This is a genomic window from Priestia sp. JSM ZJ58 (assembly GCF_044383985.1).
Lineage (GTDB): Bacteria > Bacillota > Bacilli > Bacillales > Bacillaceae_H > Priestia > Priestia zanthoxyli.
In genome coordinates this window covers 19,104-35,305 of record NZ_JBISEM010000007.1, presented here as the reverse complement: position 1 = coordinate 35,305, position 16,202 = coordinate 19,104, and the positions used below count along the sequence as shown (strand labels likewise).

15 protein-coding genes are annotated in these 16,202 nt (G+C 37.2%); 3 read left to right on the top strand and 12 right to left on the bottom strand.

Annotated features, from left to right (window positions below; genetic code table 11):
• Positions 1 to 188 precede the first annotated feature (188 nt).
• Together ACH6EI_RS26115 and ACH6EI_RS26110 are read right to left on the bottom strand one after the other, a co-directional pair.
• On the bottom strand, positions 189 to 1,571 hold the full coding sequence (locus tag ACH6EI_RS26115) for a UDP-N-acetylmuramoyl-tripeptide--D-alanyl-D-alanine ligase (RefSeq protein ID WP_099000535.1): 1,383 nt from the start codon (positions 1,569 to 1,571) through the stop codon (positions 189 to 191).
• Positions 1,572 to 1,668: 97 nt separating this feature from the next.
• Entirely contained in the window at positions 1,669 to 2,751 is a 1,083-nt protein-coding gene (locus ACH6EI_RS26110; protein ID WP_013054995.1) for a D-alanine--D-alanine ligase, read from the bottom strand.
• Positions 2,752 to 3,044: 293 nt separating this feature from the next.
• On the opposite strand from ACH6EI_RS26110, the gene ACH6EI_RS26105 reads away from it, so the two are divergent.
• From ACH6EI_RS26105 to ACH6EI_RS26095, 3 genes are read left to right on the top strand one after another with little or no spacing between them, the layout of a single operon-like run.
• On the top strand, positions 3,045 to 3,557 hold the full coding sequence (locus ACH6EI_RS26105; protein WP_099000534.1) for an FMN-binding protein: 513 nt from the start codon (positions 3,045 to 3,047) through the stop codon (positions 3,555 to 3,557).
• 14 nt (positions 3,558 to 3,571) lie between these two features.
• A complete protein-coding gene (locus tag ACH6EI_RS26100; RefSeq protein ID WP_223546282.1) occupies positions 3,572 to 4,501 on the top strand; it encodes an FAD:protein FMN transferase in 930 nt (309 codons plus the stop codon).
• Complete coding sequence (locus ACH6EI_RS26095; RefSeq protein WP_223546281.1) at positions 4,482 to 5,372, top strand: RnfABCDGE type electron transport complex subunit D; 891 nt, start codon at positions 4,482 to 4,484, stop codon at positions 5,370 to 5,372. The genes ACH6EI_RS26100 and ACH6EI_RS26095 overlap by 20 nt, the downstream gene beginning before the upstream one ends.
• Positions 5,373 to 5,388: 16 nt before the next feature.
• Here ACH6EI_RS26095 and ACH6EI_RS26090 read toward each other — a convergent pair whose 3' ends face one another.
• The 10 genes from ACH6EI_RS26090 to mscL all read right to left on the bottom strand — a co-directional run bounded on the left by ACH6EI_RS26090 (position 5,389) and on the right by mscL (position 15,966).
• Positions 5,389 to 6,624 carry a sensor histidine kinase gene (locus tag ACH6EI_RS26090; RefSeq protein WP_099000533.1) on the bottom strand — a complete coding sequence of 412 codons (1,236 nt, stop codon included), beginning with the start codon at positions 6,622 to 6,624 and terminating at the stop codon, positions 5,389 to 5,391.
• On the bottom strand, positions 6,617 to 7,294 hold the full coding sequence (locus tag ACH6EI_RS26085) for a response regulator transcription factor (protein WP_048022362.1): 678 nt from the start codon (positions 7,292 to 7,294) through the stop codon (positions 6,617 to 6,619). Before ACH6EI_RS26085 ends, ACH6EI_RS26090 begins: the two co-directional genes overlap by 8 nt.
• Before the next feature lie 145 nt (positions 7,295 to 7,439).
• A complete protein-coding gene (locus ACH6EI_RS26080; RefSeq protein ID WP_028411891.1) occupies positions 7,440 to 8,552 on the bottom strand; it encodes an acyltransferase in 1,113 nt (370 codons plus the stop codon).
• Positions 8,553 to 8,770: 218 nt separating this feature from the next.
• The gene (locus tag ACH6EI_RS26075) at positions 8,771 to 9,844 is read right to left on the bottom strand and encodes an ABC transporter substrate-binding protein (protein WP_099000532.1); all 1,074 of its coding nucleotides are present in this window, start codon (positions 9,842 to 9,844) and stop codon (positions 8,771 to 8,773) included.
• Positions 9,841 to 10,647 (bottom strand): ABC transporter permease, encoded by an 807-nt coding sequence (locus ACH6EI_RS26070; RefSeq protein WP_028411893.1) that lies wholly within the window; start codon positions 10,645 to 10,647, stop codon positions 9,841 to 9,843. The genes ACH6EI_RS26075 and ACH6EI_RS26070 overlap by 4 nt, the downstream gene beginning before the upstream one ends.
• A gap of 1 nt (position 10,648) precedes the next feature.
• Positions 10,649 to 11,449, bottom strand: coding sequence for an ABC transporter permease (locus ACH6EI_RS26065; RefSeq protein ID WP_028411894.1), 801 nt, complete (start codon positions 11,447 to 11,449; stop codon positions 10,649 to 10,651).
• Complete coding sequence (locus ACH6EI_RS26060; RefSeq protein WP_028411895.1) at positions 11,439 to 12,548, bottom strand: ABC transporter ATP-binding protein; 1,110 nt, start codon at positions 12,546 to 12,548, stop codon at positions 11,439 to 11,441. Before ACH6EI_RS26060 ends, ACH6EI_RS26065 begins: the two co-directional genes overlap by 11 nt.
• Positions 12,549 to 12,568: 20 nt before the next feature.
• Entirely contained in the window at positions 12,569 to 13,111 is a 543-nt protein-coding gene (locus ACH6EI_RS26055) for a helix-turn-helix domain-containing protein (RefSeq protein WP_028411896.1), read from the bottom strand.
• A 195-nt stretch (positions 13,112 to 13,306) separates the two neighbouring features.
• Positions 13,307 to 15,376 carry an LTA synthase family protein gene (locus tag ACH6EI_RS26050; protein ID WP_099000531.1) on the bottom strand — a complete coding sequence of 690 codons (2,070 nt, stop codon included), beginning with the start codon at positions 15,374 to 15,376 and terminating at the stop codon, positions 13,307 to 13,309.
• 194 nt (positions 15,377 to 15,570) lie between these two features.
• The gene (gene mscL / locus ACH6EI_RS26045) at positions 15,571 to 15,966 is read right to left on the bottom strand and encodes a large conductance mechanosensitive channel protein MscL (protein WP_028411898.1); all 396 of its coding nucleotides are present in this window, start codon (positions 15,964 to 15,966) and stop codon (positions 15,571 to 15,573) included.
• Positions 15,967 to 16,202: the final 236 nt, after the last annotated feature.

The following is a 16,202-nucleotide window of genomic DNA, read 5'->3' as shown; positions in this document are numbered from 1 at the left end:
AACTCCTTTTATATTTAGACTATCTATATTTTACAAAAAAAAGCATTCTCCGAGGAAACGGAAAATGCTCTAAACGACTACTTCAATAAATTCAACGTTTAGAGTATAAGCGCCTCAAGACACTCAGACTACATCATAACACTATGGCTTTCCGTTTGCAATAGAGCTTACTTATACTCTTTTTAATATCACGGTAATTTATGCATCATTTTTGAGATAACTTCCTCAAGCTTCATCCCTCGAGATGCTTTCACTAAAACCACATCTTCTCTTGTTGTAATCGCTGTTAATTTTTCAACAAGCTCATCTTTCTCCTCAAAGTGTATTACCTTATCTTCTGCAAAATTATTTTTTGCTCCTTGCTCAATTTCAACAGATAAAGGACCGTATGTTAGAACATAATCAATTTTTTCTGCTTGAATAAACTCTCCCACTTCTTTGTGGAACTCTTTTTCCTGATCGCCTAATTCAAGCATATCCCCGAGAACAAGAATTTTTTGCTTATAGCCTTCTAAATCATGCATCAACGTGATAGCAGCTTTAACGGACGTTGGACTTGCGTTATATGCGTCGTTAATGAAGGTCAGGCCATCTGTTCGTTTTACAAGCTCCATACGCATATTTGTTAGCTTCAATTCTTTTAATCCCTTAGCGATTGTTTCGTTGTCTAGTCCAAAATAATGACCTACCGCAATAGCAGAAAGCGCATTGTGAACATTATGTTTACCTAATACCGGGATAAAGAATGAATATGTTGTTTCACGTGAAACAGTGAATGTTGTTCCTAACTCTTCGGCTGAAATAGCACTTGGATACAAATCGTTTTGTTCTGAGCTGCCAAATGTCACCGTTTCAAATGCTGGATTAACTACGCGCGACGTTAAAAGTGGCTCATCACCATTATAGACAAGCTGACCTGTTGGTGCTAAGCCGCTTGTAATTTCTAATTTTGCCTCCGCAATTCCATCACGACTTCCTAAGTCTTGAAGGTGCGATTCTCCGATATTTGTAATAATGGCCACATCAGGCTCCGCTAAATTAGAAAGAAACTCAATCTCTCCTCGGCTGCTCATGCCCATTTCTAAAACGGCAATATCATGAGTTTCATCTAAACGCAAAATAGTAAGCGGCATGCCAATATGATTATTAAAGTTTCCATCTGTTTTCAGAACACGGTAAGTTGTATCAAGCACAGCTTTCACCATGTCTTTTGCCGTTGTTTTTCCGTTACTTCCTGTAATGCCCACTACTTTAATATCTAACTCGTGACGATAGGATTTCGCTAATTGCTGAAGAGCTTCTAGCGTATCATCGACTAAAATAACGCTAATGTCTGTCGGTGGGTTTTCTTCATCTTTGTTCCACAGAGTAGCGACCGCTCCGTTTTCAATTGCTTTATCGACAAATACATGCCCGTTAAAACGTTCCCCTTTAATTGGGATATATAAATTGCCTCGCTGAATAGTTCTCGTATCAATTGAGACTCCCTCAATTACAGTTGCTTCGTTCCCGCTATGAAATACACTTCCTGGAATCATTGCAGCTAGCTGTTTAAGCGTACGTTTAATCATTGTTGGTTTGCTCCTCTCGATATAAAGTAAACTATGGATACTATTTAATTGAAACTAAACACAGAAACACTATTCGTGATGAATAGTGTTGTGTGAGTTACATTGTGTGTTTAATTTGCTGCTTTTCGGTATGACGTTCAATTGCTAGTGATACAAGTTTTTCAATTAAATCTGGATATTCAACACCTGCGTGTTTCCACAATAACGGGAACATACTGAAAGGTGTAAAACCAGGCATCGTATTCACTTCATTAATAATGAATTTACCTTCTGATGTTAAGAAGAAATCTGCACGTACAAGACCAGATCCATCAATTGCTTTAAATGCTTTGATTGCTAGTGCTGACATTTCTTGATGCTGTTCTTCTGTAATTTCAGCTGGAATAATAAGACCTGTATCGCCGTCTTCATATTTTGCTTTGTAATCGTAAAACGCTTTTTTAGGTAAGATTTCTCCAACTACTGAACAAGCTGCTTCATCATTCCCTAACACACCAATTTCAACTTCACGACCAACTGCTGCTGCTTCTACAATGATTTTTCGATCGAATAAGAAGGCTTCAACAAATGCCGCTTCTAACTCTTCGCGGTTATCACATTTGCTAATCCCAACACTTGAACCTAAGTTTGCTGGTTTAACAAAGCAAGGGTATCCAAGTGTTTCTACTTTTTCATAAGCAGCCGTTCGATCTGCTTCCCACTCGCGGCGGATAAATGATACGTACTCCACTTGAGGCAGACCTGCCTGTGCAAACAGCTGCTTCATTACAACTTTATCCATACCAGCTGCTGAAGCTAATACGCCGTTTCCAACATAAGGAATATTCAATAATTCTAATAATCCTTGTACCGTACCATCTTCTCCATTTGGACCATGAAGAAGTGGGAAAATAACATCTAGTTGATCATCTGTTTTTGAATCTGTTAATGCAAACATTTCTGTATTCAATGAAACTGGTGAAATAGCTGTTCCGTTATCTTGAATTTCTAATTGAGCAACTGTTTCAAGCGGACCAGTCAGCTGTGTGCCGCGAATCCATTTTCCTGTTTCTGTAATGTAAATTGGATGCACTTCATATTTATCGTGATTAATTGCTTTTGAAACTGCTAGAGCTGTTTGTAAAGATACTTTATGTTCAGCGGATTTTCCTCCGTATAAAAGGCCAAGCTTAATTTTCACTGATGTTCCTCCTAACACATATTCATCTTTTCTATTTTATCATGCACGTTTAGATAGTAAACAGAAATATTAACTATTATTACGTATGTCAAAATAGCTAGGCTTGTGAAAGAAATTCCAGCTTCTCCTTTCATTATTTAAAATGACCTTTTCACTTGAATCATTTATTTTTGAAAAAACTTTTTTGATTTTAAATCTTTTTTAAAAGTTTATTTATAAAGTTTATTTATGCTAAAGATCACCATCAATAATCGAAACTATAGTTCTGGTATAAATCAGGAGGTTCAACAAATATGAGTAAAATGGGAAAAACGATGATTGCTGCATGCAGCGTAGCCATTGGAAGTATTTATGCAACTGGTTATATAAACACTCTATCTGACGCGCAAGCTGTTCAAGTCACACCGGCTCATCATCAGAAAAAAACGAGAGATCAGACAGACAATCAAACGATTGTTAATGATAACTGGGGAGAAGATATCGCTTCTTCTAATAAGCACCCTTCATCAGCGAGTACCGAAAGTTCTGCTCCTAAAACAAAATACAAAGATGGAACGTATTCTGGTCAAGGAAGCAACCGTATCGGAACTGTTTACGTATCTGTGACCATTAAAAACGACCGAATTGATACAGTTGAAATTACAGAAGCGGATACTCACTATTCTGAGAGTTACATTGAGGATCTTCCGTCTCAAGTCGTACAAAGACAAAGCTCAGATGTCAACGTCGTGAGCGGAGCAACGCTTAGCACAGAAGATTTTCAAAATGCCGTGGATGACGCCCTTCAGCAAGCAATGAATGCATAAAGGAGAAACGAATGATGTCCATAAAAACGTATAGCCGCTCTGTCTTATGTATGGGAACAACCGTGTCCATTCAAGTAATTGCTCCCCAATCGGAGGAAGCAAATGTCCTTCACCATATCTCAAAGGCATTTACTATTTTTAAGACCGTCGAAACGACATGCAGTCGATTTGATGCCAAAAGCGAAGTTATGAAGCTAATTAGACATATCAAAGAACCTGTTGCTGTTAGCCCCCTATTATTTGAAGCCCTTCATTTCGCTTTCTTAGTAGCAGATGAAACGCATGGAATCTTTGACCCAACGGTAGGAAAACAATTAGAAAAACGTGGTTTTAACGAACATTATTTAGATGGAAAGCCCGTACAAGTGAACGAAGCAGTCGATTCTGGAAGTTATAAAGACATCGTATTGAATACACATAAAAAAACGGTTCTCTTACAAAAACCGATGATTATAGATCTTGGAGCGGTCGCCAAAGGATTAGCTATTGATTTGGCTGCCCACTCCCTTCCTTATCAGCATTTTATGATTAATGCCGGAGGAGACATCCTAGTTAAAGGACTCAATCAACACGGAGATTTGTGGAAAGTCGGGATTCAGCACCCTCAGATTCAAACGCAGTCATTACTGACCTTGCGTGTAACAGATACGGCTGTCTGCACATCAGGAAATTATGCTAGAAAAAATAAGACGCAACCATTCATGCATCATTTGGTTAATCCCTTATCTCCATCTACTAGAAGCAGTCTAATGAGTTGTACAGCTATTGCTCCTTCTGCCATGCTGGCCGATGCATTATCTACATCAGCTTTTATTTTAGGAGCGGAAAAAGGAGTAAATTTATTGAATGATGCCGACGTACGCGGCGTACTCTTCGATTCTAGTTTCACTCCTTTTTTCACATCAGATATGGAGGAATTAATGAATGATGACCACACGTTCTGAACGAAGAAGCGGTGTTAAATATATTAGTACACCCAAAGGTTATATTATTGTAGATGAAAACAAACCAAAAGAAATAAGTCGGTGGGGGCAGCTAGTTAAAACACCTAAAAGATACGTGATGGCTATGCTGCTGCTTTTAACCTTATTAGGTGAATTCAACTCTTCTGCCTTTCAAGGATTAGGACACCTACTACTCGCCGTATGCTCGGCGGCCGCCTTAGATTTAGGATTTTCTTTTGCTTATAAAAAGAAAATTCAGCTTCCTGACGGCGGAATTATTACTGGATTAATTATTGCCTTAGTGCTCAGCACCTCTACACCTGCTTGGGTCACATTTTGCACTGTAGCTGTTGCTATTTTATCGAAGCACTTAGTAAAAGTAAAAAAGAAGCCTATTTTTAACCCTGCCGCTTTTGGTCTTCTCTTTTCACTTATTGTCTTTTCAAGCGGCCAAAGCTGGTGGGGAAGCTTATCTTTACTACCCGTCTGGCTCATTGTATTCGTGTTTGTGACAGGGTACCTTGTGACGAGCAAAGTAAATAAATTCCCTCAAGTATTTGCGTTTTTAGGCGTGTATTTTGCTATTTTTACGATTATGTCATTAATAGGAGTAGGTGATGTAGCGGATGCTTTACGAGCTCCTTTTGTTAATTCCGCTTTATTTTTAGCCTTCTTTATGGTGACGGATCCGCCAACTTCTCCTGCGAAGTATAAAGACCAAATAAAATTTGGGATGCTTGCAGGGGCGATTAGCGCCGTAGATTACTTAGTTTTTGGCGGCCTTGCCTATTTATTAATCGGCCTGTTACTTGCTAATGCATGGAAAGCATGGAAGACTGCAAACAAAAAAGTGACAAAAAAAGTTGCCTAATGACAGGCAGCTTTTTTCATAGCGGAATTTTCACATAAAATTCCGTACCCACGTTTTTTTGACTAAAAACCTTAATTTCTCCGTCATGAGCTTGTACAATCCATTTGGCAATCGCGAGCCCTAAACCTGATCCTCCTTCGGCACGCGCCCGACTCTTATCACTTCGATAAAAGCGATCAAACACATACGGAAGATCTTTCGCTTCAATTCCAATGCCTGTGTCTTTGACAATTAGCGTCATAGAGTGATGATGTTTCTTTAGACTAATATGAATGCTTTCTCCAGGTGGGGTGTACTTAAAAGCGTTGTCTAACAAAATCATACATAGCTGATGAAGTCGTTCTTGATCTCCTCCGAACATTAACGATTCAATTTCCCTTGTGAAATGCAGCTCCTTTAGTTCAAATATAGGCTCAAACTGATTAGCTACTTTACCAACTAGCTCACCCATATTAAAGACCGTTTTGTTTAGCAGCTGTGCACTTGAATCAGATCTAGCGAGTGTTAGTAAGTTGCCCACCAGCTTCGTCATCCGCTTTACTTCGTTTAAGCTTTGATAAATGTTTTCGCTTTCTTGCTCAATCGTATGATTTGGTCGTCTAAACAATAGCTCGAGATGCGTTTGCATCACGGAAAGAGGCGTCCTTAACTCATGGGAAGCATCTGCAATAAATTCGACTTGTTTGTTCCAAGATTTTTGAATAGGTACAAGCGCTCGATTGGCTAAAAACAAGCCAGCTACAAGGGAAAGAAGCAGTCCAATAAAAGCTGAAATGACAAGAAGAAAAGCAAGGTGCTCTAAGGTTTGAGTTTCTGGATCTACGTTTAAGACAAGTTGAATTGTTGAAACGTCTTGATCTTTTATATATCCTTCATTTTTCACATTCATCACTCGATAAGCATGACCGTTTACCTCTTGCGACGTTTTGATTTTCCCTTCTGAGAGCGCAGGCTTAAAGTCGTCAATATCGTTTGTATATAACCCTTTTTTAGGTGTAATTTTGATTAATTTTTTATCACTGCTCCAAAGTAAAAACGCAACGCGACGTTCTGTTTCTCTCTCATTGTTTTCCTGAATTTCATGTAAATTTCTTTTTTTAACCTGCTCGCTCATCTCACTTAGCCGATTGTCCGGGTTTAAAAAAATAAGATGCTGCATGTAAAAATATAAAACCACACTAAAAATGCTCAAGATAACCATCAGCACCATTGTGTTAAATAACACAAGCCTGATTCTCGTCTTTTTAAACATGCTCTTCCCCTTTTAACATAAAGCCTACGCCTCTGACTGTACGTACATAATTGTCACAATTAAAAGGCTGAAGCTTCTTTCTTAAATGGTGAACATAAACATCAACTACGCCCACTCCTACATCGGATGTAAAACCCCATACCCGATTAAAAATTTGATCTCGAATAAGGATTTGTTCTTTATTTCGAATAAAATATTCCAAAAGCTGAAATTCTTTAATCGTTAACGTGAGGACACTTCCATTAATCACTACTTCATGATTGGCTTCTCGTATAGAAATGGGACCATATGAAATCATACCTTCTTCTGCCTGCAAGTCCCTAAGCATTACCCTTAACCTCGCAAAAAGTTCAGCCATGGCAAAAGGCTTAACCAAATAATCATCGGCTCCATAGTCGAGTCCTTTCACTCGATCTTCTACACTATCTTTTGCAGTAAGAAAAATAACTTTGGTCAACACCTTTTGTTTTCTTAGTTTTTTTAGTATGTCAAGCCCTGTCATACTCGGCAGCATAATATCTAAAATTAAGGCATCATAAATATTCTGCTCTGCTAAAAACAAACCTTCATCTCCATCAGACGCACAATCAACTTCATATCCTTCTTCTTTTAAGCCTTCTACGATACCGTGTAATAATGAAGCATCATCTTCTACCACAAGTACACGCATATCAAATTCCCCCTTTTGTGATTACCTAAATAATCATTATCTTAGCATGTCACTTTTAAAAATATTTTAAAACTAGCGCGTTATCATCTCTTATACTTTATAAAAAAAGTTATGCCTGCAAGCAGGCATAACTTTTAACTAAACGCTATTTATGATCAGGACGTCGGTAAATGAACACCGCTTCTTTTGGCAGTTTACCAAACAAAAAGCTAGCAAACGGTAAAAGACGATGACATCCCCAAATAATGAGGTAACAGCCCGCTAATGTCAAAATATAACGTGCCAAGATTTCCACGTGAAACATATAGTTGCCTTGTATTGGTACTGCTTTTGCCACAAAGTTTAAAACCATTGGATGAATCAAGTAAAATCCAAACGAGTACATGGCAATATTTTTAACGACCGTCACGGACTTCACAGAAAGCTTTTCAGCTAATATCTCTGCAATTCGGAAGAAGAAATAACTTCCCACGACCAAATAAAGCGTATTAACAGCCTCATACGTAAAGCCTGAAATGTGAATTGTCTTCATTGTGTATAAGTGATAATTTAACAGTGAAATAGCTATTCCCGATCCGAGCGTCACCAGAAATAATACAATATTTGAACGACTGTACTTTTTATCCACTTGTTCGCGATAATAAATACCAATCCAACCGCCGAGTAAAAACGTAGCCATCGTATTTAAAAATAAATTAAATGAAGTGATATGATACGTATTGTTAAGCATTAAATAACCAAGCTGAATGATAATACCAAACAGCCACATGTATTTTTTAAAAATGGTTACTTTTTGTGCTAGCCATACAAAAACCGGCAGCACGAGATACACTTGTACAATTAAAAAGATAAAATGAAGCTGATAGTAGGACTCTCCGCGTAAAATACGTTTCACAATATCAGCTGCATTTAATTCTGTTGCTCCCACATAGTACGAATAAAATTCATAAATAAGTGCCCAAATAACATAGGGAACTAAAATATATGTCACTCTTCGAGCATAATACGTTTTCCATAAAGTCTTTGTTAACGGCTTGTTAATGTAACTATAAAAGAAAACTAAACCTGTGATCACAATGAAGATCCCTGCTTCAATTCGAACAATTCGGTTAAGGAAATGATATTTCTGATAAGCTTCACTTGCAAATGGCAGTACCGTTGCATACGCTGCTGTTACATGTACGAGCACAACCATCATCATAGCGAATAATCGTAAAAAATAAATGGATTGAATATGCTGCTTTTGTTTTTGCTTCACTTTTTCTCTCCTATATAATGTGAAATATACATTCTAGATGAATAATAGAACATTCAATTTTTTCTTATCTTTCCCGTTTTACAAATAAAAAAGCTAATAACATAAAATAAATGTTATTAGCTTTACTCGTTTGTATTTTATCTTTCCTCTTGCTATCACGCAACTGAATTTACAAAAACAATAAAGAACTTGAGTATAAAGGCCTAACTAAGTACCTTTTATTTACGGTGCATTTTGAATTCTAAAAATAATTCATTGTAATAAGCAAGCATTCGTTTGCCTAAGTTATTATATACTTCAAGTTTATTGGTTAGTTCTTCATCCGGATAAAAACGTTCATCTTTCGCTACTTCTTTCGGCAAATAATCTAACGCTTTTTTATTAGGCGTAGAATACCCTACATATTCTGCATTTTGAGCAGCGTGTTTAGGATCTAGCATAAAATTCATGAATTTATGTGCACCTTCTACGTTTTTAGCCGTTTTTGGAATAACCATGTTATCGAACCATAAATTCGAACCTTCTTCTGGAACAACGTAATTCAGCTTATCGTTTTCACTCATAATTTCAGAAGCATCACCTGACCAAACAACGCCAACTGCCGCTTCTTCATTTGCTAGGAGCATCTTAATCTCGTCTCCTACAATGGCTTTTACGTTTGGTGTTAATGTATCAAGCTTTCTTTTTGCTTCGTGAAGATGAGCTTTATTCGTATCATTTAATGAATAATTTAAGCTGTTTAGCCCCATTCCCATCACTTCTCTAGCGCCATCTGCAAGTAAAATTTGATTTTTTAGCTTAGGATCCCATAAATCATTCCAACTCTTTATCTTCTTACCATGAATCATATCAGAGTTATAAACAATACCCACAGTTCCCCAAAAATAAGGAATAGAGTACTTATTGCCAGGATCAAAAGATAGGTCTAAAAAACGCGGATTAATGTATTTTAAATTAGGCAGCTTCGAATGATCAATTGGCAATAGTAAATTTTCTTCACGCATCTTGCTAATCGCGTATTCAGAAGGAACAGCAATATCAAATGTCGTACCGCCTTGTTCAATTTTTGTCATCATTGCTTCATTCGAATCAAAGGTCTGATAAATGACTTTAATTCCGGTTTCTTTTTCAAACTGATTCACTAAATCAGGATCAATATAATCTCCCCAATTATAGACGGTCAGTGTATCTCCTCCAGAGTATCCTTCGGCATTGTTCAAATGATGAACCACATACATAAGAACGAAAGAAAGGATGACGATGAAGATAAACGGCTTTGCTAATTGCTTCATTTTCCAGTCGCCACCCCTTTCGCTTTATTGCTATATCGCTGACTGATAAAGTAATAACCAATTACAATCAGCACGGTAAACATGAAAATAAGAGTAGAAAGAGCATTGATTTTCAGCGAGACCCCTCTTCTTGCTAACGAGTAAATTTCTACTGAAAGCGTGGAAAAACCATTCCCGGTCACAAAGAACGTAACCGCAAAGTCATCCAAAGAGTAAGTTAAAGCCATAAAAAAGCCTGCAAAGATACCCGGACGAATAAATGGCAATACCACTTTCGAAAGTACTTCAAAGCGACTTGCTCCCAAATCACGGGCTGCATCGAGCAGTGTCGGACTCATTTCCTGCAGCTTAGGCAGAACCATGATGACCACAATCGGTACACTGAATGCAATATGCGCTAATAATACCGATATAAACCCGAGCTTTACACCGATAATGGTAAATAGAATTAAAAAAGATGCGCCAATAATAACATCTGGACTCACAATTAACACATTATTAAATGTTAACAGTGTATTTTGAACACGTCTGCGCTTCACGTATACGATAGCAAGTGCTCCTATCACGCCAATAATCGTTGAAATAACCGAAGACAATAGAGCAATAATTAAGGTATTCAAGACAATAATGAGCAAACGTGTGTCTTGAAACACTTCTTTGTACCAATCTAACGTAAACCCTTCAAACTCTCGCATGTTTCCTCCGCTGTTAAAAGAGTAATACATTAAATAAAAAATGGGCGCGTATAAAATGAAAAAGACAAAAAATAAATAAAGGTGGCTGAACTTCCACTTTCTCTTCATTTTACACACCTCTCTTTCCAGTGCCTGTTATGAGCATCATAACGGCCATCGCAATAATTAAAAAGACAGCAATTGTGGCTCCCATGCCCCAATCCTGCGTCACTAAAAAATGTTGTTCAATCGCCGTTCCCAGTGTAATGACGCGGTTTCCAGCAATTAAACGCGTAATCATAAAGAGTGACAGTGCTGGAATAAAAACAGCCTGACAACCTGATTTAACCCCTTCTAGCGTTAGCGGAAATACCACGCGCTTAAATGTCACCCATGAAGATGCCCCCAAGTCTCGCGAAGCGTAGATAAGCGAGGGATTAAGTTCTTCTAAAGAGTTAAAGATCGGCAAAATCATAAAGGGGATAAAAATATACACTGATACAAATACAAAACTAAAGTCAGTAAATAAAATTTGATGAGTACCAAATCCCAGAAATTCAGTAAATTTATTAACCGTACCGTACGTGCCGAATATGCCTAAAAAAGCATAAGCTTTTAATAATAGGTTAATCCACGTCGGTAAAATAATCAGTAGAAGCCAAAGCTGCTTATGCTTAAGCTTCGTTAGTAAATAAGCTGTTGGATAAGAAAAAACCAAGGAAAATAACGTAATTAAAAAGGCATACCAAAATGAGCTCAGCGTCATCTGTAAATAAACAGGGGTAAAAAATTTCTTATAGTTTTCAAGCGTCAGCTCATTATCAATGCTGAAAAAAGAATAATAGACAACTAATACAATGGGAGCAACTACAAAAAGCAAAATCCATAACACATACGGGACTAAATAAATATTTCTTGATTTAGTTTGCATGGTAATCCTCTTCATAACCTTCGAGTCGCTTATCGAATTCTTCTTCCGTTTCATTAAATCGCATAACGTGAATAGCTTCAGGTTCAAAATATAAACCAATTTCTTCGCCAACCGTTGCCTTTTTTGTAGAGTGGACGAGCCACTCATTCCCTGCATGGTCATAGCCTAAAATTTCATAATGGACTCCTCTAAACAGCTGTGAATCTACACGAACCTGCAGCTTTCCTTGATCGGAGCTTGTAATGGCCAAATCTTCAGGGCGAATCACAATTTCAACCTGCTCATTTCGGTTTAACCCTTGATCGACACATTCAAATTGCTGGCCGCCAAACTCCACTAAAAAGTCAGCAATCATTTTACCTGGTACAATATTTGATTCACCAATAAAATCGGCAACAAAACGATTAATTGGCTCATCATAAATATCTGTAGGTTCCCCGCTCTGCTGAATTCTTCCTTTATTCAAAACAAAGATTTCATCGGACATCGCAAGCGCTTCTTCTTGATCGTGCGTAACAAAAATGAACGTAATACCTAGACGGCGCTGTAATTCTCTTAACTCGTATTGCATTTCCGTACGCAATTTTAGATCAAGAGCTGAAAGCGGCTCGTCCAGCAGAATGACTTCGGGCTGATTTACAATTGCTCGTGCAATGGCTACGCGCTGTCTTTGACCGCCCGACATTTCCTTTATTTCTCTCTTTTCATATCCTTCTAGGTTAACAAAGCGAAGGGCTTCTTTAACTTTTATCCCAATATCAGCATTTTTCATCTTCTTGATTCGAAGACCAAATGCTACATTTTCAAATACATTCAAATGCGGGAAAAGCGCGTAGTCTTGAAAAACCGTATTAACCTGACGTTTGTTAGCCGGGACATCATTAATTCTTTTTCCATTAAAATAAATCGTTCCGCTCGAGGCCTCCGTAAAGCCTGCAATTAATCGTAAAATCGTTGTCTTTCCACATCCCGATGGACCTAAAAGGGTATAAAACTTCCCTTTTTCAATTTCAAAGCTTACATGATCCAATACAACTGAATCATTATCATATTGCTTGGTCACATTTTCAAATTGAATAATTGTATTCGTAGATGTCATTTCACTTCACCTCTTTTGTTCTATAAATAAGACTCTGTCGCCACGATAATTAACTCTGTTATTCCGTCATGAGCATTTAAAATCTGATGTTCTTCAGAAGCTTGAAAATAGATGGTTTCCCCTTGTTTAGCCTCATATATTCTGCCTCCAAGCTTCACCTTCACACACCCGCGCAAAATGTAGCCAAACGTTTCTGAAAGAGAAGGTTCAAATCTCTTAAATGCACCTTTTTCATGAAGAATAAGACGAATTGGTTCCATTTCTTTTTCATTTGATTCATGTACAAGCCACTGAATATGGTAACCTTTTTCATCTTCGCAATAACTCGTGTAGTCTTCCTCTTTATATACAACCTTTTGAACATGCGTATCAATTTCGAAGAATTCTTTCGGTTCGCACCCCAGCACTTCCAAAATACTAAAAAATGTTTCTAAAGACGGCGAACTTAAATCGCGCTCAAGCTGCGAAATATAGCCTTTGCTTAAATCAGTACGTTCTCCTAGCTCTTCTTGTGTTAAGCCTTTTTTTAATCGTAAATTCTTAATTTTCTTTCCTATTTCCATACTCTCGATCCTCAACTGTATTTAAAATTAGCAAACAGCATGAATAATTGTTCATGCTGTTCCAAACTCAAGTTTTGTTTTACTTAACTTAAAGTTTACTTTTAACCTTAAAATATTATACATGAATTATTTTTTAGTACAACCTTAAACACTTAAAAAATAAAAACTCCTTTTATTTAAAAGGAGTTTTTATTTTTATTTATACAACCTACGCGTTTCATACTGTTTCCCGGATAATGTATCAAACTCAACTTCATGGTAATCTTGAAGGTCTTTTGCAGCTTTATTAGAGAGCGCTGCCGGATCATCCACTAGCTTTCCTTTTGAATCTATATACATATTTGAACGAAAAGCCGGCACTTCTGTTTTCATTTGATTCAGCTGATCGTAGAACAGATTACTTTTGTAACCAAGAGATTGAACAAGCGTCGGAGCAATATAAATAGGACTCATCGTACCGAGATTTTTATCTATTTTCGTATCGTAATTAGATAAAAATAAGAGCGGCGTCTCATAAAATTTTTGAGATGTTTGCTGCGTCTTCTCGTTTCCAAAACCCGTTTCTTTGTAAGCTTGAAGGTTTTGTCCAAGTGCTGGCAAATGATCTCCCCAAAATACTACAATGGTCGGCTCGTCCAGCTTTTGAATTTCATCGTTCAATCGTTTTAAAGCAGCATCTGAACGTTTAATTCCTTCAGCATAAATTTCAATTTCCTTTTGCATTTCTGGTGATAACCCTTTACCGGTTACTTTAATGGTTTCCTGACCATTATACTTATCCGCAGAATAAGGAAGATGATTTGCAATCGTTACAGCATGCACAAACGCAGGCTTTTTCGACTGACGAAGCGTATCGAGCACTTCATCAACTACCGCTTCATCAGAAACAAATTCTTTGTTATCTTTTTGCGTATGCTTCATTTGATCAATAAACTTCACTTGATCAAAGCCCAAATTTGGATACACATTTTGCCTCATATAAAGCATACCGCTGTTTGGATGCATAGCTGTTGTAGCATAGCCTTGTTTTTCTAAATAAGAAACAAAAGACGGATATTCTTTTTTACTCAATACATGCTGATAAGGAAGACCTCCAGGGTTAAAGAAAGACAAAGAGTAGCTCGTCAATGCTTCAAACTCTACATTAGCTGTCTCCCCGCCAAATGAAGGACTTAAAGACCACCCAGAAGGATATTTCTTTTGAAGTTCTCTTGTATTTTTCATTGGATCTTCAGAGAACGTCACGTTAAGCTTTGTTGGGTCCCAAAACGTTTCATTCATTACAAACACGACGTTTGGTTTGACTTCAGCCTTGCTTTCTTGTGTTTTCTCTTCCTTTGAATGAATGCGCTTTGCCACTTTGGCCATTACTTCCTGTGAGTAGTCATCCGGCTCTTGCAGCACATCTGTTTTAACATTTGAAATCATGCCAATAACCGGTCCATTATAGTAATAATTATTTTGCTGATTCCAAGGCATCAGCGCAGCATATTGATCATAATATTTTTGAGCAAACGAGTGTTCAAAGAATAAAAATGATTTCATTAAAAAGATAAGCGGCAGAATCATAATAATTCGAAGAAACCATCGAATTTTAATTTTCGGCAAGAAAAACCAAAGAGCAACCAGTACGACAATAGATCCAATAACTCCTATGACAATAGGAATTGAAATCGAATCTTTAATCATTGGAATAACTTCTTTTAACTGACTCGCCTGAATAAAATCGTTCGGGAACAATGGTTCATTTCGAAAGATTTTTTTATAATAGTTTACAAGAGCTAAAATAAAATACAGAACAAAGGTAATCCCAGCCCCTAAATAAGCTTCCCCTACTAGCATAATGATCGCTAGTGTTAACAGCGAAAGTAAAAATACCGTAAAAAGATAGCGTTCAGGGTATGCTTGCATCCACTCTATTGTTTTGCCTGGATTATGTATATCAATATGATAGATAACAAAAACCATAGCAGAAACGGCTGCTACCGCAATTGAAAACACAATTGCCGTAAAAATGGCGTACCACTGCGAACCTTGTATTCTCTCTATCTGATTAAATCGAAGCAGTAAATAGAAAGTGAGCGCCCATAAGACAAGTGAGCATCCCCCTATTAATACGACGAACCCAGCTGTATGGATTTGGGCCCAGTCAAACAATATCTTTGTGTCATTTGATATATTAAGCATAACAACACTGTATAAAAAAACGCTAAGCAGCCCATACGCCACCAGCATTGGCAAAGAACGATACAAATGTTTAAACATAACCTTAAGCCTCCTATTTACAATATCTTAACACTTTTAATATGATTTTAACATTCCTATCTCTCTCGCCTTCACGCCTAATTTTCTCAAAATCACATCAATAACATTTCCCGAGAAATTCCACAAAAAAAAGCCCGCTTTTCTGATGAAAAGACGGGCCTCTTAGCCGTTTTATACGTATGTAAAAATTGCTGTTATGAACGCTCTTTCACTGCTTCTGCTTTTAGCAGATCACGAATTTCTGTTAAGATCTCTTCTTCTTTTGACAGAACAGCCACTTCTTCCTCTACTTTCTCTTCTTCTTTTCTCTTAAAACGATTAAAGAAACGAATAAATAAGAAAATCGAGAATGCAACAATTAAGAAATCAACAATTGTTTGAATAAAAGATCCATATAATACCGTAGCATCTCCAACCGTAAAGGATAAATCTTTAAAGTCTATCCCTGCTAACAACAAACCAATCAGCGGCATAATAATATCATTTACAAGAGACGTGACAATTTTTCCAAATGCAGCTCCAATAATAACACCGACAGCTAAATCTAATACATTTCCTCGCAAAGCAAACTCTTTAAATTCTTTAAGCATCTGTTTATTCCACCTCCTGCCCTTCATTTCAAACTTTCATGATAATACATCCTAAATTAAACAAACAAGGTGCATTTTCATTTTTCTCTTTTTCATGAGATATGTACCAGACCTTTAGTTGTATTTCTGCCCAGATTTTCACTTTATATTCGCATGTAAAAACGCACTTTCAGTTTTCATTCAGGTAAGGTTCATGTTCAGTCCATTTTTCTTTTATACACTAATAGCATGTAATT